General features: G+C 62.7%; 33 protein-coding genes and 1 pseudogene. 16 read left to right on the top strand and 18 right to left on the bottom strand.

What is annotated here, in order from left to right; genetic code table 11:
* Positions 1–74 precede the first annotated feature (74 nt).
* Together AC0L2C_RS17885 and pyk are read left to right on the top strand one after the other, a co-directional pair.
* Positions 75–563, top strand: a complete 489-nt coding sequence (locus tag AC0L2C_RS17885) for a DUF1036 domain-containing protein (RefSeq protein WP_473524019.1) — start codon at positions 75–77, stop codon at positions 561–563.
* On the top strand, positions 560–1,996 hold the full coding sequence (gene pyk, locus AC0L2C_RS17880) for a pyruvate kinase (RefSeq protein WP_023797023.1): 1,437 nt from the start codon (positions 560–562) through the stop codon (positions 1,994–1,996). Before AC0L2C_RS17885 ends, pyk begins: the two co-directional genes overlap by 4 nt.
* Positions 1,997–2,029: 33 nt before the next feature.
* Here pyk and AC0L2C_RS17875 read toward each other — a convergent pair whose 3' ends face one another.
* The 11 genes from AC0L2C_RS17875 to AC0L2C_RS17825 form a co-directional block, all read right to left on the bottom strand.
* Positions 2,030–3,097: an alpha/beta fold hydrolase gene (locus AC0L2C_RS17875; protein WP_473524012.1), complete on the bottom strand. Its 1,068-nt coding sequence runs from the start codon at positions 3,095–3,097 to the stop codon at positions 2,030–2,032.
* Between the two features lie 87 nt (positions 3,098–3,184).
* Positions 3,185–3,769, bottom strand: coding sequence for a tetratricopeptide repeat protein (locus tag AC0L2C_RS17870; RefSeq protein ID WP_023797025.1), 585 nt, complete (start codon positions 3,767–3,769; stop codon positions 3,185–3,187).
* Positions 3,770–3,988: 219 nt separating this feature from the next.
* On the bottom strand, positions 3,989–4,114 hold the full coding sequence (gene ykgO, locus AC0L2C_RS17865) for a type B 50S ribosomal protein L36 (protein ID WP_006327841.1): 126 nt from the start codon (positions 4,112–4,114) through the stop codon (positions 3,989–3,991).
* Positions 4,115–4,292: 178 nt separating this feature from the next.
* The gene (locus tag AC0L2C_RS17860) at positions 4,293–5,369 is read right to left on the bottom strand and encodes a 5-(carboxyamino)imidazole ribonucleotide synthase (RefSeq protein ID WP_473524011.1); all 1,077 of its coding nucleotides are present in this window, start codon (positions 5,367–5,369) and stop codon (positions 4,293–4,295) included.
* On the bottom strand, positions 5,366–5,863 hold the full coding sequence (purE, locus tag AC0L2C_RS17855; protein WP_287238283.1) for a 5-(carboxyamino)imidazole ribonucleotide mutase: 498 nt from the start codon (positions 5,861–5,863) through the stop codon (positions 5,366–5,368). Before purE ends, AC0L2C_RS17860 begins: the two co-directional genes overlap by 4 nt.
* Before the next feature lie 104 nt (positions 5,864–5,967).
* A complete protein-coding gene (locus AC0L2C_RS17850; protein WP_031254066.1) occupies positions 5,968–7,173 on the bottom strand; it encodes an aminotransferase class V-fold PLP-dependent enzyme in 1,206 nt (401 codons plus the stop codon).
* 24 nt (positions 7,174–7,197) lie between these two features.
* Positions 7,198–7,659: a RidA family protein gene (locus tag AC0L2C_RS17845; protein ID WP_287238282.1), complete on the bottom strand. Its 462-nt coding sequence runs from the start codon at positions 7,657–7,659 to the stop codon at positions 7,198–7,200.
* 37 nt (positions 7,660–7,696) lie between these two features.
* Positions 7,697–8,491 carry an amino acid ABC transporter ATP-binding protein gene (locus AC0L2C_RS17840; protein WP_287238281.1) on the bottom strand — a complete coding sequence of 265 codons (795 nt, stop codon included), beginning with the start codon at positions 8,489–8,491 and terminating at the stop codon, positions 7,697–7,699.
* Between the two features lie 4 nt (positions 8,492–8,495).
* On the bottom strand, positions 8,496–9,146 hold the full coding sequence (locus tag AC0L2C_RS17835) for an amino acid ABC transporter permease (RefSeq protein WP_077380470.1): 651 nt from the start codon (positions 9,144–9,146) through the stop codon (positions 8,496–8,498).
* Position 9,147: 1 nt separating this feature from the next.
* Complete coding sequence (locus AC0L2C_RS17830; RefSeq protein ID WP_023797032.1) at positions 9,148–9,813, bottom strand: amino acid ABC transporter permease; 666 nt, start codon at positions 9,811–9,813, stop codon at positions 9,148–9,150.
* A 71-nt stretch (positions 9,814–9,884) separates the two neighbouring features.
* Positions 9,885–10,760 (bottom strand): transporter substrate-binding domain-containing protein, encoded by an 876-nt coding sequence (locus AC0L2C_RS17825; protein WP_031254072.1) that lies wholly within the window; start codon positions 10,758–10,760, stop codon positions 9,885–9,887.
* Between the two features lie 123 nt (positions 10,761–10,883).
* Here AC0L2C_RS17825 and AC0L2C_RS17820 point away from each other — a divergent pair, with 123 nt between their 5' ends.
* Positions 10,884–11,687 carry an IclR family transcriptional regulator gene (locus AC0L2C_RS17820; protein ID WP_023797034.1) on the top strand — a complete coding sequence of 268 codons (804 nt, stop codon included), beginning with the start codon at positions 10,884–10,886 and terminating at the stop codon, positions 11,685–11,687.
* Positions 11,688–11,720: 33 nt separating this feature from the next.
* On the opposite strand, the gene AC0L2C_RS17815 is transcribed toward AC0L2C_RS17820, so the two are convergent.
* Complete coding sequence (locus tag AC0L2C_RS17815) at positions 11,721–11,924, bottom strand: YdcH family protein (RefSeq protein WP_023797035.1); 204 nt, start codon at positions 11,922–11,924, stop codon at positions 11,721–11,723.
* A 240-nt stretch (positions 11,925–12,164) separates the two neighbouring features.
* Here AC0L2C_RS17815 and AC0L2C_RS17810 point away from each other — a divergent pair, with 240 nt between their 5' ends.
* The 5 genes from AC0L2C_RS17810 to AC0L2C_RS17790 all read left to right on the top strand — a co-directional run bounded on the left by AC0L2C_RS17810 (position 12,165) and on the right by AC0L2C_RS17790 (position 16,439).
* Positions 12,165–12,350 (top strand): YdcH family protein, encoded by a 186-nt coding sequence (locus AC0L2C_RS17810; protein WP_023797036.1) that lies wholly within the window; start codon positions 12,165–12,167, stop codon positions 12,348–12,350.
* A 376-nt stretch (positions 12,351–12,726) separates the two neighbouring features.
* Positions 12,727–13,980, top strand: a complete 1,254-nt coding sequence (ispG, locus tag AC0L2C_RS17805) for a flavodoxin-dependent (E)-4-hydroxy-3-methylbut-2-enyl-diphosphate synthase (RefSeq protein ID WP_128245993.1) — start codon at positions 12,727–12,729, stop codon at positions 13,978–13,980.
* Positions 13,981–13,984: 4 nt separating this feature from the next.
* Positions 13,985–14,851, top strand: a complete 867-nt coding sequence (locus AC0L2C_RS17800; protein ID WP_128170589.1) for a lytic transglycosylase domain-containing protein — start codon at positions 13,985–13,987, stop codon at positions 14,849–14,851.
* Positions 14,852–15,147: 296 nt separating this feature from the next.
* The gene (locus tag AC0L2C_RS17795) at positions 15,148–15,309 is read left to right on the top strand and encodes a hypothetical protein (protein WP_473524010.1); all 162 of its coding nucleotides are present in this window, start codon (positions 15,148–15,150) and stop codon (positions 15,307–15,309) included.
* 239 nt (positions 15,310–15,548) lie between these two features.
* Positions 15,549–16,439 (top strand): LysR family transcriptional regulator, encoded by an 891-nt coding sequence (locus tag AC0L2C_RS17790; RefSeq protein ID WP_287238279.1) that lies wholly within the window; start codon positions 15,549–15,551, stop codon positions 16,437–16,439.
* 25 nt (positions 16,440–16,464) lie between these two features.
* Here AC0L2C_RS17790 and AC0L2C_RS17785 read toward each other — a convergent pair whose 3' ends face one another.
* Positions 16,465–17,382, bottom strand: coding sequence for a polyprenyl synthetase family protein (locus tag AC0L2C_RS17785; RefSeq protein ID WP_128245996.1), 918 nt, complete (start codon positions 17,380–17,382; stop codon positions 16,465–16,467).
* Positions 17,383–17,461: 79 nt separating this feature from the next.
* Here AC0L2C_RS17785 and AC0L2C_RS17780 point away from each other — a divergent pair, with 79 nt between their 5' ends.
* The 3 genes from AC0L2C_RS17780 (at position 17,462) to AC0L2C_RS17770 (ending at position 19,197) form a co-directional block, all read left to right on the top strand.
* Complete coding sequence (locus AC0L2C_RS17780; protein ID WP_128245997.1) at positions 17,462–18,232, top strand: biosynthetic peptidoglycan transglycosylase; 771 nt, start codon at positions 17,462–17,464, stop codon at positions 18,230–18,232.
* A gap of 137 nt (positions 18,233–18,369) precedes the next feature.
* Positions 18,370–18,552, top strand: coding sequence for a 50S ribosomal protein L32 (gene rpmF, locus AC0L2C_RS17775; RefSeq protein WP_006203806.1), 183 nt, complete (start codon positions 18,370–18,372; stop codon positions 18,550–18,552).
* A 243-nt stretch (positions 18,553–18,795) separates the two neighbouring features.
* Positions 18,796–19,197 carry a hypothetical protein gene (locus AC0L2C_RS17770; protein ID WP_287238278.1) on the top strand — a complete coding sequence of 134 codons (402 nt, stop codon included), beginning with the start codon at positions 18,796–18,798 and terminating at the stop codon, positions 19,195–19,197.
* 145 nt (positions 19,198–19,342) lie between these two features.
* Here AC0L2C_RS17770 and AC0L2C_RS17765 read toward each other — a convergent pair whose 3' ends face one another.
* Positions 19,343–19,576 carry a hypothetical protein gene (locus AC0L2C_RS17765; protein WP_473524009.1) on the bottom strand — a complete coding sequence of 78 codons (234 nt, stop codon included), beginning with the start codon at positions 19,574–19,576 and terminating at the stop codon, positions 19,343–19,345.
* A gap of 79 nt (positions 19,577–19,655) precedes the next feature.
* A complete protein-coding gene (locus AC0L2C_RS17760; RefSeq protein ID WP_091593309.1) occupies positions 19,656–20,183 on the bottom strand; it encodes a winged helix-turn-helix transcriptional regulator in 528 nt (175 codons plus the stop codon).
* 100 nt (positions 20,184–20,283) lie between these two features.
* Here AC0L2C_RS17760 and AC0L2C_RS17755 point away from each other — a divergent pair, with 100 nt between their 5' ends.
* From AC0L2C_RS17755 to AC0L2C_RS17735, 5 genes and pseudogenes are all read left to right on the top strand, one after another.
* Complete coding sequence (locus tag AC0L2C_RS17755) at positions 20,284–21,135, top strand: alpha/beta fold hydrolase (RefSeq protein ID WP_287238277.1); 852 nt, start codon at positions 20,284–20,286, stop codon at positions 21,133–21,135.
* Positions 21,136–21,242: 107 nt separating this feature from the next.
* Positions 21,243–21,351: pseudogene (locus tag AC0L2C_RS17750) on the top strand (glutathione S-transferase family protein); the annotation flags it as partial.
* Between the two features lie 96 nt (positions 21,352–21,447).
* Positions 21,448–21,792, top strand: a complete 345-nt coding sequence (locus AC0L2C_RS17745; RefSeq protein ID WP_023797047.1) for an ArsR/SmtB family transcription factor — start codon at positions 21,448–21,450, stop codon at positions 21,790–21,792.
* Between the two features lie 10 nt (positions 21,793–21,802).
* Positions 21,803–22,303, top strand: coding sequence for an SRPBCC family protein (locus AC0L2C_RS17740; protein WP_128245999.1), 501 nt, complete (start codon positions 21,803–21,805; stop codon positions 22,301–22,303).
* Positions 22,303–22,911 carry a glutathione S-transferase family protein gene (locus AC0L2C_RS17735; RefSeq protein WP_473524008.1) on the top strand — a complete coding sequence of 203 codons (609 nt, stop codon included), beginning with the start codon at positions 22,303–22,305 and terminating at the stop codon, positions 22,909–22,911. The genes AC0L2C_RS17740 and AC0L2C_RS17735 overlap by 1 nt, the downstream gene beginning before the upstream one ends.
* Positions 22,912–23,018: 107 nt before the next feature.
* On the opposite strand, the gene AC0L2C_RS17730 is transcribed toward AC0L2C_RS17735, so the two are convergent.
* The 3 genes from AC0L2C_RS17730 to AC0L2C_RS17720 form a co-directional block, all read right to left on the bottom strand.
* Positions 23,019–23,306 carry an ArsR/SmtB family transcription factor gene (locus tag AC0L2C_RS17730; protein ID WP_128246001.1) on the bottom strand — a complete coding sequence of 96 codons (288 nt, stop codon included), beginning with the start codon at positions 23,304–23,306 and terminating at the stop codon, positions 23,019–23,021.
* Positions 23,307–23,337: 31 nt separating this feature from the next.
* Positions 23,338–24,585 carry an MFS transporter gene (locus AC0L2C_RS17725; RefSeq protein ID WP_023797051.1) on the bottom strand — a complete coding sequence of 416 codons (1,248 nt, stop codon included), beginning with the start codon at positions 24,583–24,585 and terminating at the stop codon, positions 23,338–23,340.
* Between the two features lie 84 nt (positions 24,586–24,669).
* Positions 24,670–24,864 (bottom strand): DUF1192 domain-containing protein, encoded by a 195-nt coding sequence (locus AC0L2C_RS17720; protein WP_023797052.1) that lies wholly within the window; start codon positions 24,862–24,864, stop codon positions 24,670–24,672.
* Positions 24,865–24,962 lie beyond the last annotated feature (98 nt).

Raw genomic sequence — 24,962 nt, 5'->3', positions numbered from 1 at the left:
GCGTTGACACGCGCCCGGACTTTTCCGAAAAGGGGCGTTGAGAGATGCAAATGTGGTTCTTGAGAGGTTTCAGGATGGGTTCCGCCGGCAGGCCGCGTGTGCCCTATGCCTTCGCCATGCCGTTCCTGACCTTCGCCGTTGGCCTCGCCGCGATGGTTGCTGCCTCGCCGGCGCGCGCCGATTTCCGTGTCTGCAACGCCACGCAGAACCTGGTCGGCGTCGGCATCGGCTATCGCGCCAAGGCCGGCTGGATCACCGAAGGCTGGTGGCACATCGAGGGTTCGAGCTGCAAGACGCTGATCGAGGGCCCGCTGTCATCAAGATTTTACTATCTTTATGCAGAAGACGCCGAGCGCGGCGGGCGCTGGGATGGTCCGATCAACATGTGCGTGGCCGAAAAAGAGTTCAAGATCGCCGGCGTTAGCGATTGCGTCGCCCGGGGCTTCCAGCGCGCCGGATTCCAGGAATATGACACGGGCGAGCAGGCAAGCTGGATGGTCCAGCTGACCGATGACCCCGCAACGGGGGGCGTTCCAGCCGCTCCGGGAACAAACAGTCAATGAGACGCAGCCGCAAGGTCAAGATACTCGCCACCATCGGTCCGGCCTCCTCCTCCGAGGACATGCTGAAGAAGCTTTTCGAAGCCGGCGCCGACGTGTTTCGCATCAATATGAGCCACACCGATCATGAATTGATGCGCACACTTGTCGGTCGCATCCGCACCGTCGAGAAAGCGGTCGGCCGGCCGATCGGCATTCTCGCCGACCTGCAGGGACCCAAGCTTCGGGTCGGCAAGTTTGCCAACGGGAAGGAGACGCTGACACTCGGCCAGACCTTCACGCTCGACGACAATCCCGAGCCCGGCAACTCGACCAGGGTCTATCTGCCCCATCCGGAAATCCTGAGATCGGTCGAGGCCGGTCACCGTCTTTTGATCGACGACGGCAAGCTCGAGCTGAAGGCGGTGGAGAGCGACGGACAGGCGATCGTCTGCACCGTCGTCGCCGGCACCAGCATCTCCGACAAGAAGGGCGTCAGCCTGCCCGACACCGACCTGCCGGTCGGCGCGCTGACCGAAAAGGACCGCAGCGATCTCGATGCTGTGCTGGCCACCGGCGTCGACTGGGTGGCGCTGTCGTTCGTGCAGCGGCCGGAGGATTTGGCGGAAGCGCGCAAGATCGCGCGCGGCCGGGCGCTGATCATGGCCAAGATCGAAAAGCCGCAAGCCGTCGCCAGGCTGGCCGAGATCATCGAACTTTCGGACGCACTGATGGTTGCCCGCGGCGATCTCGGCGTCGAAATGCCGCTCGAAGCCGTGCCCGGCATCCAGAAGCAGATCACCCGCGCCGCGCGCCGCGCCGGCAAGCCGGTGGTGATCGCCACGCAGATGCTGGAATCGATGATCACCGCGCCGGTGCCGACCCGCGCCGAGGTGTCGGACGTCTCGATCGCCGTGTTCGAAGGCGCCGACGCCATCATGCTCTCGGCCGAATCCGCGGCCGGCGCCTACCCGGTCGAGGCGGTGGCGATGATGAACCGCATCGCCAGCAAGGTCGAAACCGACCCGACCTATGCCGGCATCATCAATGCGCAGCGCTCGGAGCCGGAAGCGACCGGCGCCGACGCCATTTCGCTTGCCGCCCGCGAAATCGCCGAGACGCTGAAACTGTCAGCGATCATCAGCTATACGGCGTCCGGCACGACCGGCCTGCGCGCCGCGCGCGAGCGGCCGCAGGTGCCGATCGTCGCCCTGTCGCCGATCGTCAACACGGCGCGGCGGCTATCGCTTTTGTGGGGCACGCATTGCGTCGTCTCGCCCGACGCCATCGACCTAGACGACATGGTCGACCGCGCCTGCCGCATCGCTTTGGACGAGGGGTTCGGCAAGCCCGGCGACCGGGTCATCATCACCGCCGGCGTGCCGTTGAGGACGCCCGGCTCCACCAACATGCTGCGCATCGCCTATGTCGGATCGGACGTGCAGGCCCGCCGCTAGGCTTGGCCGTCGCTTCGAATGATTTCGGTTGCTCTAAATTGGCGCGAGTTCGGCGTCCGGGGCTTTGATGTCGGCGCATTTGCCGGCACCGTAGGTGTCGCCGGCAATCCTGATTTCCACGGCCTTCGCCATTGCCTGGAGGTCCACGTCCCTGCCGGCGACCTTTTCGATCGCGCCGACAACGACATCGGGTGCTATCCAGTCTGGCTTGTGGCCGAGATTGCGGACCCAGACCAGTTCGGCCCCGGCGATATCGCGGACGAGGCCGACCGAATGGATCGTTGCATAGACCACCTTGTCGCGGTCGCCCGAGATGACCACAGTCGGCGCCTTGATATCGCGGTAGTGCGGTGCGGCATCGAGCGTGTAGCGATAAAGCCCGGCGACATCGGTGGCGTTGGCACGAAAGGCGTTCGGCCGAAGCACCAGCGGGATCGCGACCTCGGCGACATAGAAGTCCGGCACCTTGTTGGGGGCAAAGACGCAGGCGGTGGCGGCATTCATCTGCAGCGTTCCCGACGGATAGGTCAGCGTTTCGGAAAAAAGCCGGCCGACGATCGGAATGGTCGTCAAATTGTAGTACCAGGCGGTCGCGCCGCCCGGCCAGGGATGGGTGGCAGGCGCCATGAACACCAGGCCGAGCGTCTTGTCGGGATGCTCGCGGCCGAAGGCGGTGGTCACCGAGCCGCCGAAGGAATGGCCGGCGATGATGGCTTTCCTGATGCCGAGATGGTCCATCAGCGCTGCGATGGTGCTGGCCTGTGCCGATGGGGTCTCGTTGTTGCCGGGGCCGCGCGCCGACCAGCCTGCACCCGGGCGGTCGAAGAACAGCATCTCGGCACGGCCTTCCAGCAAGGGCCTCAACGGCAGCATCTGATCCCTGAGATTGGCGCTGGCGCCGTGGATAAAGACGATCGGCGGCAGTTCGGCGTTTTCCCCGGCCGGAATGTGAACGTAGTGGATGCGGGCACCGTTTACATCCGCGAAGTCGCCGATCGGCGGATTGCGGCGCTCGATCAGCCATGAACCGGCGCGGGTGACACCTGCAAAGGTGAACACAAGCGCCAGGAGGAAGGCGAGCGCGGCGTAGATCGGGTTCATGGAGAGAGGTACGGACCGGAGCGAAATTAGTTCACAGTCTAGCTAAAAAGACTTTCACTTAAGTGGAATTGTCCGCCAACTGGGAATTCAGATCCCTTCGCCGGCAAGTTCTTCCGAAAGCGTGCCGACCTGATCCTGGGCGCTGCGCATCATCGGATAGATGCTGAGCACGCGCTGCCAGGCTTCCAGCGCCGACTGCTTGTGGCCGGTTACCGCCATGATCTGCGCCAGGCCGGACAGCGCGCCGAAATGGCGCGGCTCGAGCTGCAGCGTGCGGTCGATGTCCGCCATCGATTTCCCAAAGTTATTCATCATGAAATGCACGGTGGCGCGCCGGTTCCAGCCTTCGGCATAGGCCGGTTGCAACGTCACCACCTGGTCGAGGAAGTCGAGCGCCACGTCGAACTTCTTGTCTTCGGCCGCCTTTTGCGACCATTGCATCATCAGGTCGATCGAGGCGCTGCCGGATTGCGACCACTCGTGCGAGATGCGCGCCGCGATGCGCTCGGCGGCTTTTTCATTGAGCTCGCGCTTCAGGTCGACAAACAGCTGGTCGAGCCTTTCCTCCCTGGTCGTGGCAACCGGAGGGGTGACCGGGTCTTCCGCTTGAGCCGGAAGCGGGGCGACACCGAAAAGAAAAAGCGCCGCGAAGAATGCAAAATGAATCCGCATGACCGGAATCTAACCCCGGACAGCGGATCGTCAAACTGAATTTAGCGTGAAAGGGCCGGCAGGCCGGTATTAGAGCGCCACGCGTCCTTTTGGACGCGTAAAGGCCGTTCCAGCATTTTGAATTCCTGGCATCGTGCTTTCCGAAAATCGATTCCGATTTTTGGATCGATGCGGTACATCATGCAGGCGCGGAGGCAGGCGCCCCCAACGCGAAAAGGCTCAGCCCTGGCGCGCCTTGTAGCGCGGAGCGGTCTTGTTGATGATGTACACGCGGCCCTTGCGGCGAACCAGCTGGTTGTCGCGGTGACGCGCCTTGAGCGCCTTGAGCGAATTCTTGATCTTCATGGTCTTGCCCGTCGGTCTGGGCCCGCTTGGGCCGAATTATTAAGGCGCGCTCGGAAAGCGCGCCTCTCAACTTGTGCGTGGCTCATAAACGAGGAGCCTTGCCCGTGTCAACCAAGCATGTGGCGGAGTTTGAGTTTCTGCCCTATCGACGGCATTGGAGCGGCGCCGTCCAATAGCCTCAATGGTGGCGGCTCATTCGCGTAAAATGGCCCATCTTGCGGCCGGGACGTGCCTCGGCCTTGCCATAGAGATGCAGCATCAGATCGGGCTCCACGAGCAGGGCCGGGACGCGCAGGATATCGTCGCCGATCAGGTTTTCCATGACGCAGTCAAAATGGCGGCCGGGGTTTCCCAACGGCAGGCCGGCGACGGCGCGAATGTGCTGCTCGAACTGCGAGACGAGGCAGGCGGCTTCCGTCCAGTGGCCGGAATTGTGAACACGCGGCGCGATCTCATTGGCCAGCAGCGCGCCGTCGGCAAGGACAAAGAACTCGATGCCGATGACGCCGACATAGTCGAGCGCGGCGAGTATTTCTGCTGCCGCCGCCTGCGCTGCAGCGGCGGTTTCGGACCCTATCCTGGCCGGCAGGGTCGAGCTGTGCAGGATGCCGCTGCGGTGGATGTTTTCTGCCGGATCGTAGGCGGCGAGCGAACCGTCCATGCCGCGCGCCGCGATCACCGAAATCTCGCGTTCGAAGGCGACGAAGGATTCGAGGACCAGCGGCACGTTGCCCATTGCCTCGCAGGTGCCGGCAAAGCCCCCTGTTTCCATACTGCGGAACACGCGCTGGCCCTTGCCGTCATAGCCCATGCGTCGCGTCTTCAATATGCCGCTGCCGTCGAACTTTTTCAGCGCCGCCGTCAATTCGTCGTCATTGTCGACGGGGCAGAAATCAGCGGTGGGAATGCCGATGCCGTTGAGGAATTTCTTCTCCGCCACCCGGTCCTGCGCTACTTCCAGCGCGCGCGCCGGCGGGTAGACGGGCACCGTGACGGCAAGCGCGCTGGCGGCCATGACTGGAACGTTCTCGAACTCGTAGGTGACGACGGCGCTGACTGCAGCCAGTTCGGCGAGCGCGGCCGTGTCGTCATAAGCGGCAGTGATCTGGCGGTTGGCGACCTGTGCCGCCGGACAATCCGGCTGCGGCTCCAGCACGACCGTGCGGTAGCCGAGGCGCGCCGCGGCCATCGCCAGCATGCGGCCGAGCTGGCCGCCACCGATGATGCCGATGGTCGATCCGGCGGCCAGGCTCATGGCGTGTCCGTGGGCTCGGCGGCGACCTTGGCGGTCTGGGCGGTGCGCCAGGCATCGAGCCGGGCGGCGAGCTTTTCGTCGGTCAGCGCCAGCACGGCCGCAGCCAGAAGGGCGGCATTGGTGGCGCCCGCCTTGCCGATGGCCAGCGTGCCGACCGGAATGCCGGCCGGCATCTGCACGATGGAGAGCAGCGAGTCCTGTCCGGAAAGCGCCTTCGATTCCACCGGCACGCCAAAAACCGGGAGCGGCGTCATCGCCGCCGTCATGCCGGGCAGGTGTGCCGCACCGCCGGCGCCGGCGATGATCACCCGAAAGCCGGCCGCCTTGGCGCCCTTGGCGAAGTCATAGAGCCGGTCGGGGGTGCGATGAGCCGAGACGATCAGCCGCTTGTGCGGGATGCCCAGCGCCTCCAGCGTTTCGGCGGAGTGGCGCATCGTCGCCCAGTCGGACTGGCTGCCCATGATGATGGCGACGTCGGCGCGGTGATCGTCCAATCTTGTGCTCCCGGCGGCAAAGGCGCGCCTTAGCGGAATTCGGGTTCGACGGCAAGGATGCGCTGCCTCTGCGCAAGCGTTCTGGCGCGAGGCGCCATCATTACCTAATCCGGCCAGCGCAAGGCGCCGGCGCTATCCTTGCGGGCTGCCTTCATCGCATCCGCCGGACGCTCGGCCGCGCTCAACACGGCCCGCAGGCGTTCGGCGACGATTTCCGCCTCGCCGGGATGAAGATTGCATGGATCGAGGAAGAAATGCCCGCGCTCGACTTCGTGGTTGCGCACTATAATGGGAGGCGAACCGGCCGCCAGCGCCGACGCAAGGCCGGCGGCGGTGAACCTGCTCTCAGCCGTAACAAACACCTGCAGGCGGTCGAGCGGATTACCGGTCGGATCGGGAATGACATGCGCGGCGATGCCCGGCAGGCCCTGCAATGCGTCCTTCCACAGATCGAGCGCCGCTTCTTCCCGCTTGCGGATGCCAGCATGATCGCGCCGCTCCCAGGCCTCCAGTGCGGCCATGGTGCCGGCGATGCTTTCCTTGCCGACCTTCATCGCCCGCGCAACGCCACGGACCTGCAGATAGGCGGCGCGCACCAGATCCTTGCGCCCGGTGACGATGCCGCTTGTCGGTCCCGAGAGGAATTTGTGTCCGCTATAGACGACGATGTCGGCGCCGCGCGCGAGAAAGCCGCGCAAATCGTATTCGGAGGCGGCGTCGACGATCACCGGGACGCCTTTGGCGTGGCAGATCTCGCAGAACTCCTCGAGCGAGAGCATGCCGTATTGCACCGTGTGATGGGCAACGACATAGAGGCCTGCTGCGGTGCGGTCGCGGATCGCCTCGCGCACATGATAATCCTGAGTCACGCTGACCGTACCGGCCGGTACGGTCCTTGCCCCGGCGAGCCGGATCGACTGGTCGATCGGCGCGCCGTAATTGACGATGTGGCCGAGTTGGACGATGACCTCGGACTTGAGGCCTTCGGTGTCGTCCGGCAGCCGCTCGATCGCCAGAAGGTTGGTGCCGGTCATCGTGCCGGCAATGGCCATGGTGATGCCGCTGGCGCAGCACGCCGTGATGAAGCCGGCCTCACCGCCGGTGAGGCGCGCGACAACCGTGCTTGCAGCGCGCTGCAGATCGTCCATCTCCACCCACTGCGAGGCGATTTCCGACATGGCGGCGATCGCTTCCGGGACGATGATCGAGGCGCCGAGTGCCGTCATCGTGCCGGAGACATTGATGATCGGGCGAAGGCCGAGCCGTTCGCGGATTGTCGTGTTGGAGCCGTTCGCGGAATAGGTTTTCATCTCTAAAGGTCCCATTGGTAGATTTCAGGCGGCGATCTCGACGACCGCCTCGATTTCCACGGTGATGTTGCCCGGCAGGGAGCCGACACCGATCGCCGAACGGGCGTGCCCGCCGATACTATCAAAGACAGCGGCGAAAAGATCGGAACAGCCATTCACCACCTGCGGATGGTCGCTGAAGGTCGGGATCGCGTTGACGAAGCCAAGCAGCTTGACGACGCGCACGATACGGCCGAGGTCGCCTGCCGCAGCGTGCATGACGGCGAGCAGGTTCAGACCGGTGAGACGGGCATGCTTATAGGCCTCTTCAACCGTGACGTCCTCGCCGACCTTGCCGGTGCAAAGCGTGCCGTCGGCGCGCAACGGCCCTTGGCCGGAGAGGAAGATCAGCCGTCCGCTTTCGGCGTGCGTGACGAAGTTGGCGATCGGCATCGGCGGCTCGGGCAGCGTCAGGCCCAATTCGGCAAGCCGGATGTAAGGCGTCATGAAAAGGCTCCTTTGCGACAGCTTTCGCCGTCCGATGTCAGAAATGCGAGGCACGGAACCGCGCCAGGAAACTGCGGAGACGCTCATTGTCGATCTCCGCGCCCAGAATCTCGGCGGGCGGGCCTGCGGCGCTGACGCCGCCATCTGCCATGAAGATGATTCGGCTCGAGGCATCGCGGGCAAAGGCCATCTCGTGCGTGACCATCACCATCGTCATGCCGTCCTCGGCCAGGCTGCGGACGACTTCGAGCACCTCGCCGACGAGTTCCGGGTCGAGCGCGGAGGTTATCTCGTCAAGAAGCAGGATTTTTGGCTCCATCGCCACCGCGCGGGCGATGCCGACACGCTGCTGCTGGCCGCCGGAAAGCTCGGCCGGCAGGCTGTCGGCCTTGTGGGCAAGGCCGACCCGGCCGAGCCAGTGCTCGGCAATGGCGCGGGCCTCGGTACTGCTCTTGCCGCGCACCTTGCGCAGGCCAAGCATGATGTTGCCGGCCGCCGTCAGATGCGGAAACAGATTGAAACTCTGGAACACCATCCCGGTTTCGGCCCGCATCTTCGCCAGGTCGCGCTCGCTGCGGCGCTGGCGTGTTCCCGTGTCGCGAAAGCCGACCTCCTTGCCGTCGATGCGGATGGAGCCGCTGTCGTAGCTCTCCAGGAAGTTGACGCAGCGCAGCAGCGTGGTCTTGCCGCTGCCGGAAGGCCCGATGACAGTCACCACCTCCCCGCGCGTCACCTGCAGGCTGACGGAGCGCAGGACCGCGACGGATCCAAAGGATTTGGAAACCTCGGAGACAGCGAGAAGCGCCGGATTGGCGGGCGGGGCGATGGGCATCTTGCTATTCCCGGATGAAGGAGAAACGCCGCTCCAACCGTCGGCTGGCCAGGGAGAGCGCGTAATTGACGGCGAAATAGATGACCGCGCCGAGGATGTAGAGCGGCATCGCTTCGTAGGTGCGGCCGATGACCTGGTTGATGGCGTGCATCAGGTCGGTGATGCCGAGCAGCGAGACCAGCGCGCTGCCCTTCACCGCATCGGTGACGCCATTGATCCATGGCGGCAGGAAACGCCTGAACGCTTGCGGGAAGATGACATAGGCCAGTCGCTGGCGAAAGGTCAGCCCGATCGCCATCGCCGCTTCGGACTGCCCCTTCGGTATGGAACCGACCGCACCGCGCAGATACTCGATGACCTGCGCCGTCTTGAACAGGGTGAGCGCCAGCACGGCTGCCCAGAAGGATTCCAGATGGAGGCCGACGGCAGGCAGGCCGTAATAGACGAAGAAGATGAGCACCAGGATCGGAATGCCGCGAATGGTATCGCTGAAAATGCGCACTGCCCAGCGCAGCGGAGCCGGGCCATAGACAAGGCCGACGCCCATCATCACGCCAGCGACGAGCGACAACACCACGACCAGCAGCGACACCCATAGCGTCACGGCAAAACCCTGGGCCAGGAAGGGCAAGGCATAGGCGATCTGGCCAAGCATCCTAGTGCGCCGCCCTGAACCGGCGCTCGACAAGCCGAAGTGCAAAAAGAAGCGCGTAGCCGGTCAAGAGATACATCGCCGTCACCACAAGGTAGACCTCGACGATGCGGAAGGTGTTGAAGTTGATCCACTGGGCGCCGTAGGTGAGTTCGGGCACCGAAATGACCGACGCAACGGACGTGTCCTTGAACAGCGACAGGAACGTGTTGGAAAGCGCGGGCAGCGTTATGCGCAGCATCGTCGGCAGGCGCACATGGACCAGCCTTTGCCATGGCGTCAGGCCGATCGCCTTGCCGGCGTCGAGCTGTCCGCGCGGAACCGCTTCGAGCCCCGAGCGGAACACCTCGACCAGATAAGCGCCGCTATAGAGCGACAGCGTGGCGATGAACGAGGTCTGCGCGCTGTAGGCGATGTCGACCACCGTCGGCAGGCCGTAGAAGACGAGATAGACGAGCAGGATCAGCGGCACGTTGCGGATGAACTCGACATAGGCGGCGATGACGGTCCGCACCGCACGCCCGGCCGACACGTACCAGACCGCCAGAAGCAGTCCGATGAGGATGCCGATCGCGATGGAGATCACGGCCAGCTCGAGGCTGAGCAGCAGCCCGCCCCAAAGCTTGTCGAAATGCCGCCAGATCAGGTTGAAGTTCAGGGTATAACCCATGTGTCCCTGTCATTATCGAGGGCTGTCGACGATAAGCCGCGGAAGGGCGCAAGCCCTTCCGCCTGCTTGCATCAGATGACCGGGAAGCCGGGATGGCGCGCCGGCGGCTCCTGTCCAAAATAGTCCTTGAATGCAGCGTCGTAGAGCGCCGTCTCATGGCCGAACATGGCGGTGGTGAAGGTCGTGTTGACGAAGGTCAGCCAGTCGGGGTCGCCTTGCCGAAGCGCGGCGCCGTAAAGCATCGAGAACCAGCTCTTGCCGGCATCGAAGTATTTGTCCGGATTGCGCGAGGCGAGCCATCGAACCGTCGACAGATCGACGGCGGCGGCGTCGACGCGTTTCGATTCCAGTGCCTGCAGCACGTTGGCCTGCGTGTCTATCTGCATCACCTGCGACTCCGGCAGGACGATGTGCACATTTGCCTCGGCATCGACATTCTGCAGAATGGAAACCCGCGTCGCCGAACCGCCGGCAAGCAGCTTGTCGAAGGTCTTGTTTTCGGCGTTCGGAAGGGTCAGCAAGGCGATGCCTTCGACGTAATAGGGCCGGGAGAAGTGGATCAGCTGCGAGCGCTGGGCGGTCATGGTCATGAACTGGATCGAAATGTCGACCTTGTTGGTGGTCACGTTCGGAATGCGCTGGGCCGGATCCTGCATGACGAACTCGACCTTGGTCGTATCGTCGAAAAGTCCCTTGGCAAGAATGCGCCCCATGGTGATGTCCATGCCGACCAGTTCGCCGGCATCGTTTTCAAAGTGCCAGGGCGCGTTGGTGCTGCCGGTGCCGACGATCACCTTGCCGCGATCGAGAACGGTGCGCAGCAGGCTGTCCGGTGCCGCCTGCGCCGCCGCCTTCTGAACATCGACTGTTGTCGCTGCGCCCACCACTCCGGCCGTTGCAAGCCCGGCCAGTTTCAGAAAATCACGTCTTTTGGATGTGTCGTTCACGGCGACCTCCTTTTCGTGTTGTGTTCCCCTTTGCCGATACATGCATCGGTAATCTGCTGGATTGTCTCTTACAAAAGACACATGTATCCTGTACGAGACAGATACTAACACCAGGAATCAGCAATGCAAGATGGCAATGGCTTGGCAGTTCGGCCGGACGCTGGTCCGGACGAAGACAGGATTGCGGGCTCCCGCGAGAAGGGTCTCAACCGCGTGCTCCATATCCTGGAGTTTCTTCATGCGAACCAGCGAGCGATCGGGATTGGCGATCTCGCCAAGGGAGTGAATGCGCCGCGCTCGACGATCTACACGCTTGTGCGCTCGCTCGTGGATGCGGGCCTGCTGGAAATGGCCGGCGACGGCAATCGCGTCTATTTCGGGAAGAAGCTTTATCTCTACGGAATGGACTATGTGCGCGGCAACGACCTGCTCAGGAGAGGGCGTCAGGAAGTCGACGATCTTTCGCGCGAGACAGGCGAGACCTCCGAATTGTGCATGCTGCAAAGCGGCCGCTACACGATTGTCCATTCAAGCCCGGGCACCAGGCCGTTCCGGATCAGTTCGGCCACGGGTCTGCAGATACCGCTTCCCTGGACCGCTTCCGGGCGGTTGCTTCTCGCCGGTTTCGAACGGGCTGTTATCGAAGACATGGTGTCCGAAGACGATCTCGTCCTGCCGGATGGCCGCAGATTGCTGCTGTACGACTTCATAGAAGATATCGCTACGGCCGGGGCTGCCGGCTACTGTGTGACTTCCGGTCTTGTCGACGCCTATACAAAGTGCCTTGCCGCGCCGGTCTTTTCAGCTGCCGGCAAGGTCGAGGCGACGATATGCCTGGTGGTTCCCATCGACACTTCCGAGGAAAAGACCGGCGATCTCATCGCCCTGCTGCGCGAACGCGCCGCGAGGCTTTCGATCACGGGATGAGCAGGATTTGTCGCGACCGTAAGTGGGATTCGCTCACGCGATGATGTCGGGGATGATCCGGTCTTCCAGCGCCATCAGCCGGTCTTTCAGGAAGAGCTTTTTCTTCTTCATGCGCTGGATCTGCAGAGGGTCGCAGCCCATGGCGATCATCGCGTTGATCGCCGCGTCGAAATCGGCGTGTTCTTGCTTTAGCCGAGAATATTCGAGGCGGATATCGGCCTGTTCCTGTTCGGACATTATTTACCGTCTGCACGTCTGCGGCGCCCAAAAATGGGCCTGATTGGGCGAGGCCGGAGGTATCTTGCACCGGCGCGCAGCCAATACCACATTTCGTATTGTCGTGGAATGCTACCACGCAGCATTCGACATCGGTGCCCGATAGTGGCACACTGTCATTATGCCGTCACAGAAGCGAAATTGCGGTGGGACGCGCCTTGACGGCTGCAATCGAGGAAACCATGAAAGGGAGAACCAATCATGTCTCTTGCATCCCATCTTGATGAGCTGCAGCGGAAACACGGCGACATCGAACGCGAAATCGATGATGCGATGAACCATCCATCGGTCGACGACCTCGAAATCGTGAATCTCAAGCGGCGCAAGCTGGCGCTCAAGGACGAGATTGAGAAATTGAAGGCGAAGCCGAAACCCACCACGCACTGACGCTCATCTACGGCGCTGCGCGTCCTTTGGACGCGCAAAGGGCGCTGTCGTGCTTCTGATTTCGGCGCATGGTCCTTTCCGAAAATCCTTTCGGTTTCGGGTTCATGCAGGGAACAGTGCGCGCTTTGCCCGACCATCTTCTCCGGTGGCAACCAATGCCGCCGGAGCGTTTCCCTGTTTGTCCGGCGGTTCGATTTGACAGGTTTGCCTGCCTATCGCCATTGACAAGCCATCTTTGCTCCTCCACCTCATGCCGGGACCTTCTATAGCGCCGCGCCTCCTTTCGGACGCGCAATGGACGCTGTATTTTGATTTTTGCGCAGATTGTTTCCGGAAACCGATTCCGGAATTCGGCGCTAACAAAGGGCAGCCGGCCATGACCGGATATTTTTCTTCACCCTTCTCGCGCCGCACGTCTGTCGGTGTCGACGTCGGCGGCGTGATGGTCGGCGGGGGCGCCCCTGTCGTCGTTCAGTCGATGACCAACACCGACACCGCCGATGTCGACCAGACAGTCGCTCAAGTTGCCGCGCTGCATCGCGCCGGCTCCGAGATCGTGCGCATCACCGTCGACCGCGACGAGAGTGCCGCCGCCGTGCCCGCCATCCGCGAGCGGCTCGAACGGCTCGGCATCAATGTGCCGCTGGTCGGCGATTTCCACTATATCGGCCACAAGCTGCTCGCCGACCACCCGGCTTGCGCCGAGGCGCTGGCCAAATACCGCATCAATCCCGGCAATGTCGGCTTCAAGGACAAGAAGGACCGGCAGTTCGCGGCGATCGTCGAGATGGCGATCCGGTACGACAAGCCGGTGCGCATCGGCGTCAACTGGGGTTCGCTCGACCAGGAGCTTTTGACCAGGCTGATGGACGACAACCAGCGCCAGGGCTTTCCGCTGACCGCGCAGGAGGTAACGCGCGAGGCGATCGTGCAGTCGGCGATCCTGTCGGCCGGAATGGCCGAGGAGATCGGCCTTGGCCGCGAGAAGATCATCCTGTCGGCCAAGGTCAGCGGCGTGCAGGATCTGATCGCGGTCTACACCGAGCTTGCCACCCGCTCCAACCACGCGCTGCATCTCGGCCTCACAGAGGCCGGCATGGGTTCGAAAGGCATCGTCGCCTCATCCGCGGCGATGGGCATTCTTCTCCAGCAAGGCATTGGCGACACGATCCGCATCTCGCTGACGCCGGAGCCGAACGGCGACCGCACCCGCGAGGTGCAAGTGTCGCAGGAACTCCTGCAGACCATGGGGTTTCGGCAGTTCGTACCGATCGTCGCCGCCTGCCCCGGTTGCGGCCGCACCACCTCTACCGTGTTCCAGGAACTCGCGCAGGATATCCAGGCGGATCTGCGCAAGAACATGCCGGTGTGGCGTGAAAAATACCCCGGCGTCGAAAACCTCAAAGTCGCGGTGATGGGCTGCATCGTCAACGGTCCGGGTGAATCCAAGCATGCCGATATCGGCATTTCGCTGCCCGGCACCGGCGAGACGCCGACGGCGCCGGTATTCGTCGACGGCAGGAAGGCGGCGACGCTGCGCGGCCCTTCGATCGCCGCCGACTTCGAGAAAATGGTCGCCGACTATATCGAGCAGCGGTTTAGGCAACCTGGCAAGGCTGCGGCGGAGTAGGTCGATGCGGCGCTTCCCTTGGGCGACGCCGATTTTGCTTGGTGTTTTACTTGGTGGGCTGGGCTGGGCGACGGCCGTCCACGCCGATCCGCCGCGCCCTGCCAAGCAGCGGCTGCTCGACCGGGTTTGCAACCTGATCGAGGCGCATGCCGATCAAAACGGCCTGCCCAAGGATTTCTTTGCCCGGCTGATCTGGAAGGAAAGCCGCTTCGATCCCAATGCGGTCAGTCCGGTCGGCGCCGAAGGCATTGCCCAGTTCATGCCGGGCACCGCCAAGATACGCGGCCTCGCCAATTCCTTCGATATCGAGCAGGCCATTCCGGCCTCGGCAAAATATCTCGCCGAAATGAAAACCGGCTTTGGCAATCTGGGCCTGGCCGCCGCCGCCTACAATGCCGGCGAAAGCCGGGTGTCGCGCTGGCTGAGTTCCGGCGGCTTCCTGCCGATGGAGACCGAAAACTACGTCCTGGACATCATGGGCGAGCCGGCCGACAGGTTCACCGACACCGCCTATGCCGGCAGCATCCAGCCGCTCGACAAGAAAGCGAGCTTCGCGGTCGCCTGCCGAAAACTGCCGGTCATCAAGTCCCAAACCGTGGCCATGGCGTCGATCAACATCAAGCCGTGGGGCGTCCAGGTGGCCGGCAATTTCCGCCGCGCCGCGGCGCTCAATCAATGGACTGGTGTGAAGCGCCGGTTTCCGGCCTTGCTTAAGGGCCATGATCCGGTGGTCAGCCGGGTGCGCTCGCCGATCGGCAGGCGCGGGATCTATGCTGTCCGCATCGGCGCCGACTCCAAAGCCAAGGCCGACAACATCTGTCGGAAACTGCAAAGCGTCGGCGGTGCATGCATTGTGGTGCGGAATCGGTGATGGGTGCCGACTGATTTTCCCGACAAACCATCGAAGCTGCGCTTTTATTCCACGAATTCTGCTGGTCCACGGCTTCAGCTATAGGCTTACCATGACCGACCGTCTCTACAACGATCCGGCCTCGTCCAGTTCTATGATATGGGAGAACGAAGGCGGCGTGGACTTCGAACGATTTCCGCCACAATCCCGCTACCGGTGTCGTCACTTACTCCACCCGTTACGAAATGCCCGGCAGCGGACGCGTGCTCAGCGCCGAATCGAAAATCGCCGTGCCGACAAAGGAAAGCCTTGCGCCGATGCTGGACCAGACCGGGCTGGTCGTCGAAGAATGGCTCGGCAACTGGCGTGGCGAGCCATACGCTCCAACATCGCCAAAAATCATTCCGATCGGCCGGCTGCGCCAGCCCGGACGTTGCTTCGCCTTGAGCGTTTTCCCATTCCTTGACGTGACCGATTGAGCGTACGGATAAGCCAAAGACACCACCGCCTAATTGCGGCGCTGCGCTGACGACGTGCCCACCGATGCACGTCGTGAGCATCTCGCAGGTTTACGTGTTCTGCACCCATGGCACCTCCTCTCCAGCATTTTGCATGCTGAAGAGGAAAACATATTATGGTTCGCATCTGCCGATAATCGGTGATAGTTTCCGTTCATCTGTGACGAATTGGAATAGATATCATCGACCGGCAAGAGACGATGGGTGTGTTCCTGGCAGTTGTCGAGGAAGGCGACTTCTCGGCAGCGGCACGCCGGCTGCGGATGACACCTTCGGCCGTCAGCAAAATCATCGGTCGGCTTGAGTCCCGCCTTGGCGTGCGCTTGCTGCAGCGCTCGACGCGGCGCATCAGCTTGACGGCGGAAGGCAGCACCTATGCCGAGAGCGCTCGCCGCATCCTGAACGACATCAAAGAGGCTGAAATCGCGGTTCAACCCGGAGCAGAACCGCGCGGCCGGCTGCGCGTCAGTCTTCCGAGCGCCTTCGGCCATCGCTTGATCGTGCCGATGTTGCCGGCCTTCATCGATCGCTACCCGGCCGTCGAACTCGAGCTGATGTTCACAGATGCGATTGTCGACCTGTTGGCTGAGGAAACCGACGTCGCCGTGCGCGTTGCCGCACACAGCGATTCCAGGCTGGTGGTGCGGCGGCTGGCGCCCAATCGCCGTGTCATTTGCGCATCACCTCGATATCTCGAAAGACATGGCCTGCCGATAACGCCAGACGACCTTCAAGGTCATATCTGTCTTGGCGTCACAGCACGCGGCGGTCTCAATATCTGGGAGTTCGATGGCCCGGACGGTCTGCAAAGCATGCGTATCCGCAGCCCGATAGAGGCCAACAGCACCGAAGCGCTACGCCGGCTGGCGCTCGCCGGTATAGGCATCATCCGCATGTCCGAGATCTTGGTCGGGCCGGATATCGAGGCAGGCAGACTGACCGCGCTGCTCACCGGATACAATCATCCTGACGGAGCGCCAATCTGCGCTGTCTATCCGCCTGGCCGAATTCTGTCGCCGCGCGTGCGCGTGTTCGTGGATTTCCTGGCGGAACAGTTCGCCAACCCTCCCTGGCTGCACGGCGCGCCATAGGGCGGGAGTACAGCTTGGAACAGCGTCAGCTGTTGCGGGCCGCCACGAATTCCGCTGCTTGCTTCAGAAGCACGGCGTCTTCGCCATAGGGACAAAGCAAGGCGTGGGCCTGGTCGACGAGGCCTTGAAGCTGGTCCCGCGCCCAGTTGGCGCCGTGCAGCGCCACCAGCGTCGCCTTGCCGGCTGCTGCGTCCTTGCCGGTCGCCTTGCCCATCTGGCGCGCATCCGCCGTCAGATCGAGCAGGTCGTCGGCAAGTTGAAAGGCAAGCCCGATCGCCGAGCCGAATTCCGCCATTCTTTCACGGTCGGCCGCCGGCGCGCCGGCAACAATTGCGCCCGCTTCGCAGGCGAAGCGGATCAACGCGCCGGTCTTCATCGCCTGAAGCCGGATGATGCCGGCTTCCTCCGGCCGGTTACGCTCGGCTTCGAGATCGAGCATCTGGCCGCCGACCATGCCGCCGGCTCCGGCGGCGCGGGCCAGCGCTAGCACCAGCGCCGCCCGCCGTTCGGCCGGCAGCATTGTCGCTTCGTCGGCAATGATGTCGAAGGCGAGCGCCAGCAAGGCGTCGCCGGCGAGGATGGCGGTCGCCTCGTCGAAGGCCTTGTGAACGGTCGGCTGGCCTCGGCGCAGATCGTCGTCGTCCATGGCCGGCAGATCGTCATGGATCAGCGAATAGCAATGCACGCATTCGAGCGCCGCCGCCACGCGCAGCGCCGCCTCGCCGTCGGCGGAAAACAGCGCGGCGCTTTCCATGACCAGGAAAGGGCGCAGGCGCTTGCCGCCGTTCAGCACGCCGTGGCGCATCGCCTCCATCAGACGCTGCGGCCGCGCGATCTCGCCTGAAAGCGGGCGGTCGTCGAGCAGCCGCCTGAGCAGCGCCTCAATCGGCCCTGTGCGTGCGAGAAGCGCTGCCTCGAACGGTATTTGATCGTCTTTCGCCATGCCGGGGACGGGTAGCCGACACTCAGACGTTGCGCAAGAAGCCAAGCGCCATTATGCCGGGGGCAGGGAGCAGCATGGATTGAGCGGCTTGGCGGAACCGATCGTCGATCACGAAACCGAAGGGCTGGACATGGTGAGGCCGAAACGCGGCAATCGCATCGGTCTCAAACGCTGGCCTCGGCACTGGGTCCGGCGCGGTATCTCCGTCGCCGTGGTGCTGGCGCTGATGCCGGTGGTGTTGACCTTTCTGTACCTGCCGCCGTTCGTGCATCCGGTATCGACACTGATGCTGAAGGATCTGGCGACGTTTTCCGGCTATGACCGGCGCTGGGTCTCGATCGACGATGTCGCGCCGGCGCTGGCGCATTCGGTCATCATGTCGGAGGACGGGCAGTTCTGTTTCCATCGCGGCATCGACCTCGGCGAGTTGAGGGGCGTCGTCGACGACGCGCTGGCCGGCGAGATGACGCGCGGCGCCTCGACCATCACCATGCAGAGCGTCAAGAACCTCTATCTGTGGTCGCGGCCGCTGGGCTCGGTCCGGAAAGTCGTCGAGCTGCCGCTGGCTGTCTATCTCGACATGGTGATGTCGAAACGGCGCATCATGGAAATCTATCTCAATATCGCCGAATGGGGGCCGGGCATCTATGGCATCGAGGCCGCCGCCCAGCACCATTTCGGGGTTTCGGCAAAACGATTGTCGCGTCGCCAGGCGGCGCTGCTTGCCGTCACCCTGCCGAACCCGATCGCCCGCAACCCGGCGAAGCCCGGGCCGGGGCTGAGACGGCTGGCCTCGCTGATCGAGCGGCGCGCGGGTCGGTCCGGCGCCTATGTCGGCTGTCTGCGATAGCTTAAAAAAATTCGCGACGGCGCTGGCCAAAACGGCGCAGGGCGTGTATAGGCACCCGACTTTCTCAGATTCCGGCCCTGACGCGGCCCTTTCACGAGGGCAGCCGGGGCATTTTGACCATGTAGTGGAGCATATCCATGGCCGTACCGAAACGAAAAACCTCCCCGTCGAAGCGCGGCATGCGCCGCTCGGCCGATGCGCTGAAGGCCCCGACCTATGTCGAGGACAAGAATTCCGGCGAGATGCGCCGCCCGCACCATATCGACCTGAAGACCGGCATGTATCGCGGTCGCCAGGTTCTGGAGCCGAAGGAAAGCTGAGAACGCTTTCGACGGTTTGGAACTATCGAAGGACCGGCCATCGCGCCGGTCTTTCTGCGTTTTGCGCAGATGATCGCCCCTCGAATTGTTGTCAAATATGCCAGCAGCCGTACCGGATGCAGCCGTACCGGCTGGTACTGTTATTTCGCACGGTCTTTGTCCGTGTTCGCGGTCGCATGCGAAAATTCTTGACGGCGAACGCCGAGCGCATACTAGAGAAGGCTGTCCAACCGGAGCCTTCTGATGTTCGGTGCCATCCCGCTGCTGATCGTACCCTTCGTCCTCTATAATCTTGGGCTTCTGGGAATATTCGGCGGCGGCGAGGATCCTTGGGCAATCCAAATGTTCTCGATCCGCATGATGTCGGGCGGAGTGTTCTCGATGACGCTCGGCGATCTGATCGTGCTGATCGGGCTGCTTCTCTTCTTCGTCGAAATCTTGAAATCGACGCGCACGACGAGCGCCTCGATCATGGACCACCTGTTGTCGACCTTCGTCTTCGTGGCGTTCCTGGTCGAGTTCCTGCTGGTGAAGGGCGCGGCGCACTCGGTTTTCTTCATTTTGATGGTCATCGCACTGGTCGATGTCCTGGCCGGCTTCTCAGTATCGATGCGAGCAGCCAGCCGCGACATAACCATGAGCTAATGCATGTCGCGCAAAGCATGCCTCGGGCTTGAACGAGGGTGCGCAGCGGTTTTGCTGTAACGACATGCATAAAAGGCGGTGAAGCAGCCGCCTCGTTGTCATCACCTGCCGACGGCAGGACAGGCCCGCCCGACACGCCGGACCGCTATTTTTTCTTGGCGCGTGTCGGCTTCTTCACCGGAGCAGCCGGCGCATTGGCGAGGTCTTCTGCTTCCTTGGCAAGGCGGAGCGCCCTCAGCTTGTTGGTCTTTATCTGGCGGGCATCGCTCTCGGCGACATATTCCGCCATCGCCTTCTGACGAACCGTGGCTGCCTCTTCCTGCTTCTTGAAACGCAAATCGGCCCGCGCGCGGGCAGTATCCTTAGAGCTCTCAACCAAGGGCTTTTCCAATCCCGTAAATTATAGCTTTCAACGGCTTTAATAGCAGAGCCGCCCTGCGATGGGGGAAATAAGTTGGTCAGGCGCCGGCATCGCACCCGGCGCCCGCCGCCTTTCGGGCGACAACCGCCTCGTATCCGGCCTGCAACGTCGCACGCACGGTGGCATCCGGCGGCGTGTCGGAAGGCGTGCCCAGATGTTCGTGGCGCAGTTCGTCCATGAACTTTTCCCACATCGGCGGGCCGCCCTTTTCCAGAAGCTCGGCGCGGATCGAGAGCTCCTCGCTGACCGGCAGCCAGACGCGACCCCAGGCGCCGAGATGCGCCAGGATCGGCACCAGCGTTATCGCCATTTCGGTCAGGCTGTAGATCGCCTTCTGCTTGTGGGTGGGATCGTCAGCCCTGGTCAGCATGCCGAGTTCCATCAGTCGCTTCAGCCGATCGGCGAGGATGTTGGAAGCGATGCGTTCCAATGACCCGTTGAGCAAGTCGCGAAAGTGGCGTTTGCCGCCGAAAATCATGTCGCGGAGGATGATCAGGCTCCACCGGTCGCCGAACACCTCAAGCGACAGGTTGATCGGGCACCCAGAACGATGATCGATGCTCATGCGAATCTCCGACAGAAACTGGTTGCATTATCATATCAGTTTTATTATCGTGCAACTGATTGCGAAATGCAATCGGTTTTGCAGAGAGGAGCCGGCGACCATGACCAAGGCAGCGGAGCCCGAAATCGTGTCGCAGACGTTTGGCGATCCCGCGCATCCGCCGATGCTGCTGATTATGGGCGCGATGGCTTCGATGCTTTGGTGGCCTGAGGCGTTCTGCCGGAAACTGGCCGGCAAGGGCCTGTTCGTGATCCGCTATGACAATCGCGATACCGGCCGTTCGACCAAATATGCGCCGGGCGAACCGCCTTACACTTTCGACGACATGGTGGACGACGCCATTCGCGTCCTCGACAATCATGGCATCGCGAAAGCGCATGTCGTCGGCATGTCGATGGGCGGCATGATCGCGCAACTCGTGGCGTTGAAATATCCGTCGCGGATCATCTCGCTAACGGCGATCAGCACTTCGCCAATCGGGATCGACACCTCGCACCTGCCAGGGACGAGCGAAGCCTATATGGAGCATTCGGCCGAAGGCGCGAAGGTCGACTGGTCGGACCGAGCCCAGGTGATCGACTACATCGTCAAGGACGCGCACGCGATCGCCGGCACCGCGCATCCATTCGACGGGAAGCGGACGAGGGCCTTCGTCGAACAGGACTACGACCGGTCCGGCGGTTTTCTAAGCGCGACCAATCATTTCATGCTTGAGAGCGGTGAAGATCGGGGCGGCGAGGATTGCAAGGGTCGCCTGCACGACTTGAAGGTTCCGCTCCTCGTCATCCACGGCACCGCGGATCCGATCTTTCCGGTCGAGCATGGCGCCGCTCTGGCCGAAGCAGTTGCCGGCGCGAGGCTTGTCCGCATTGAAGGCGGCGGCCACGAACTCCATCCCGACGATTGGGCCACGATCGTTGATGCCATCGTCGCCCATAGCCAAGCCAAGTAAGCGCGGAGCTGGACCTTGACACACCATTGGCAATAGTTAAGTAATCGCTTCAGTGTTTAGCTCCGTAAACCATGCAGCGGCGAACCACCAAGGGAACGAGCAAAGCAGTGTCCTTGACGATGCATCTCCATCCGCTCGCCTCCTTCTGCTGGAAGCCGCTGATCGCACTATGAAAACGGAACGCCGTTCACATCTGCCGGCAATGAACAGTCGCGCTACCACGACCGGCTGCTGCTGCGGCCGTCTGTCGCCCGAGTGATCGAAGAAGCGCAGCCCTATTTGAAACTTTCCCTACAACAACGGTTGAGCCCGATGCTGCACGATACCGCCCAGCTCGACCTGATGTTCCAGGCGCTCGCCGACCCGGCGCGGCGGCACATGGTGGAGCGGCTGTCGTGCGGCCCCGCATCGGTCAGCCAGTTGGCCGAGCCGCTGGCGATGTCGCTGTCGGCGGTCGTCCAGCACCTGAACGTGCTCGAGGCGAGCGGTCTCGTCCGCACCGAAAAGCTCGGCCGGGTGCGCACCTGCCAGCTCGAGCCGAGGGCGCTGAGGACCGCCGAACACTGGATCAACGAACGGCGCCTGGGTTGGGAACAGCGGCTCGACCGGCTCGGCGGCTTTCTTGCGGAAACCAAAGACGAAACCGAAGGAAACTGAGGAGGCCAACATGAGCGAACGCTCCGTCATCCATTCGACCATAGTGCTCGAACGCAGCTACGACGCTTCGCCGGCGCGGGTGTTCGCCGCTTGGTCCGATCCCGCCGCATTGCAGCGCTGGGGCTCGCCCGGCGAGGGTTGGGAAAGCAGCATTGAATGCTTCGAGTTCCAGGTGGGCGGCATTGCGCTCAGCCGTTTCGGACCCAAGGGTGGCGAGAGTTATGTGAACGAGACGCGCTACCTCGACATCGTGCGCGACCAGCGCATCGTCTCGGCTGGTGGCATGACCAGCAGCGGCCAGCGACTGTTTGTCGGCCTGCTGACGGTTGAATTCAGTCCAGAAGGCACAGGCTGCCGGCTGCTGATGACCGAGCAAGGCGCCTTTCTTGACGGCCATGATCAGCCCAAAAACCATCAGGCTGGCTGGAGCCAGATGCTCGACAACCTGCAGGTGGAATGCGCGCGAGCGCCCCAGCCTGAGCCAAAGACCAGCAGAATCGGGAGGATATGATGAAACTCTACTGCGGCATCGGTCCGAATTCCTACCGCCTCCGCATCTTCATGGCTGAGAAAGGCATCGACGTTCCGCGGGTTGATGTCGATCTGACAAAAGGCGAGCACAAAACCCCGCAATTCCTTGAGCTCAACTCACTCGGCCAGATTCCCGTGCTCGTGCTCGATGGCGGGACGGTGATCACCGAAAGCATCGCCATCTGCCGCTATCTGGAGGCGCTTCATCCAACGCCGGCACTGTTCGGCTCGGACGCGGTCAGCCAAGGCAAGGTCGAGATGTGGAACCGCCGCGCCGAGATCGAGATCTTCGGAACGATCGGCAGCATTGCGCTGCATTCCGATCCCATGTTTGCGGAGCGGCTTGTGCAGTTCCCGGCTTTCGCCGAAACCCAGCGCGAAGCCGTTCCGGCAAAGTGGGCGTGGCTTGACCGCGAGATCGCCGATGGCCGCCCGTTCATCGCGGGCGACCAGTACTCCGTCGCCGACATCACCGCCGGCGTCGCAGCGTGGCTTGGCGCCTTCTTCGGAGCCGACATCCCGGACTCGCTCGTCAATGTCCATCATTGGCTCGACCCCGTTCAGAAACGTCCAAGCTGGAACGCTTAGGCCGGTGTCTGACATTGTTTCAATGAGAATGTGCGGCTCAGCGCCAGCACCTGGACCCAGAGGAGCTTCGCCATGCCTGTCTACTGGCAAAGATGCGACGGCGCAGCTCAGCTTCCGAGCGAGCCAAGCTGCTCGGCTTCCCAGAACTGGTCGAGCCAGATGTTGAGCTTCAGGAAGCCGGCACTGCTGACCGTATAGACGCGCCTTGTCCCTTCCGGCTTGGCGTTGACCAGCCCGGCGTCGAGCAGCACTTTCAGATGCTGCGAAACCGCCGGGCGCGAGACCGGCAACCCGGCGGCCAGTTCGTTGACAGTCTTCGGGCCGCGCCGAAGCTCTTCCAAGAGATAGCGCCGGTTGGGGTCGGCAATCGCCATGAAGGCGTCGGAAAACATCATGCCCTATTTGTGAGGCAAAGTTTTCCGAATCTCAACCGTTGGTTTCAGGCTTTCTGCGCGGATCGAGCCGCAAGGCTTCCGGGGTGATCGAACGCTCGGCCGGTTGCGTCTTGAAGGCGTCGCGGTCTTCGATTGGCACCGGTGCGCGCCGGCTGATGCGCAGCAGCGTATAGCCTGCCAGACAAAGATGCGCGAGGGCCGTTGCAAGGAACAGGCTTTCCGGACGCATCCAGCCCATCAGGCCGGCGGCCAGCAGCGGCCCGATCATCGTGCCGAAACCATAGAGCAGCAGCAGGCCGCCGGACACTTTGACGAAATCCTCCGCCCGGGCGTGATCGTTGGCATGGGCCACGGCGATCGAATAGAGCGTGTAGGCAAAGGCCCCGTAGGCGGCGGTGCAGACGATGACGAAGACGCCGGAGCGCGGCTCGAACAGGAACAGCGCGATGGCGAACAGCGCCGCGCCGAAGGCCAGGCCCGCCAGCACGAAGCGGCGGTCGGTCTTGTCGGAGAGACGCCCGGCCGGAAGTTGCATGGCGGCGCCGGCGACGACCACCAGGCTCATCATCAGCGCGATCTCCGCCGTGGAAATGCCGATGCGGGCGCCATAGACGGCGCCAAGCGTGCCCCAGGCGCCGTTGGCGACGCCGATCAGAACGCAGGCGATCGCCGACACCGGCGAATTGACATAGAGCCCCTTGACGTCGAGCGAGACGTCCTGCAGCGGCTTGGGATGCGAAGCCGTCGACACTGCGGTCGGAATGAGCGACAGGCAGAACAGGATACCGGTGATCATGAACAGCGAGGCCGACTTCACATCACCGCCGGCAACGATCATCTGGCCGCCCATGATCGAGGCATAGGTGACCATCATGTAAAGGCCGAAGACGGCGCCGCGGTTCTCGTTGGTGGACTTCTCGTTGAGCCAGCTTTCGATGATCATGAAGGCGCCGGCCATGGTGAAGCCGGTGAAGGCGCGCAGCAGGATCCAGATATATTCGTCGATGATCAGGCCGGTGAGCAGTGCGACGATGGCTCCCGATGCCGCAAAGGCGCCAAAAGCGCGTACGTGACCGGCGCGGCGCACCAGGCGCGGCGCAAAGAAGCAGCCGGTGACGAAGCCGCCGGCCCAGGCCGTGCCCATCAGGCCGAGCGATGCGGTCGAGAAACCCTCCAACTGGCCGCGCAGCGGCAACAACAGCCCGTGCAGTCCGGTTGCCGCCAGCAGGAAAGCGGTGCCGCGAAGCAGCGAAAGGATCGGTCGGTAGCTTGCGAACATTTAGCTGATCCGGCTGGAATTTGGGGAGGGTCTGAAGACAGTCGCATTCGAGCTTTTCGGCGGCGGGCGCTTCGGCTCTGGAAACTATCCGCGGCGAAACAGCGCCTCGGCCGCTGATTTGGTGGTGCTCTTGGTCTTGAGCTCGGCTTCGAGCCGGGCGATCTCGTCGCGCAAGATGCCGATCCGCTCGGACAGTTCATCGACGGAAAGCAGCGACAGATCCTGCCCGATCTCATGCGGGCGCGCTTTCTTTTTGGGTTCGTCGTCGAAGATCGCCATCGTCGCTCCTCGCTCATGCGTCAAAATTAAACGGCTACAGCGTCCTTGGCGCGTCCAATCGCACGCCCGGCGCTGCAGTGGCCATTTGCCTGATTTGG

The organism is Mesorhizobium sp. WSM4845 (assembly GCF_055811455.1).
This window is presented reverse-complemented; position numbering and strand designations above follow the sequence as displayed.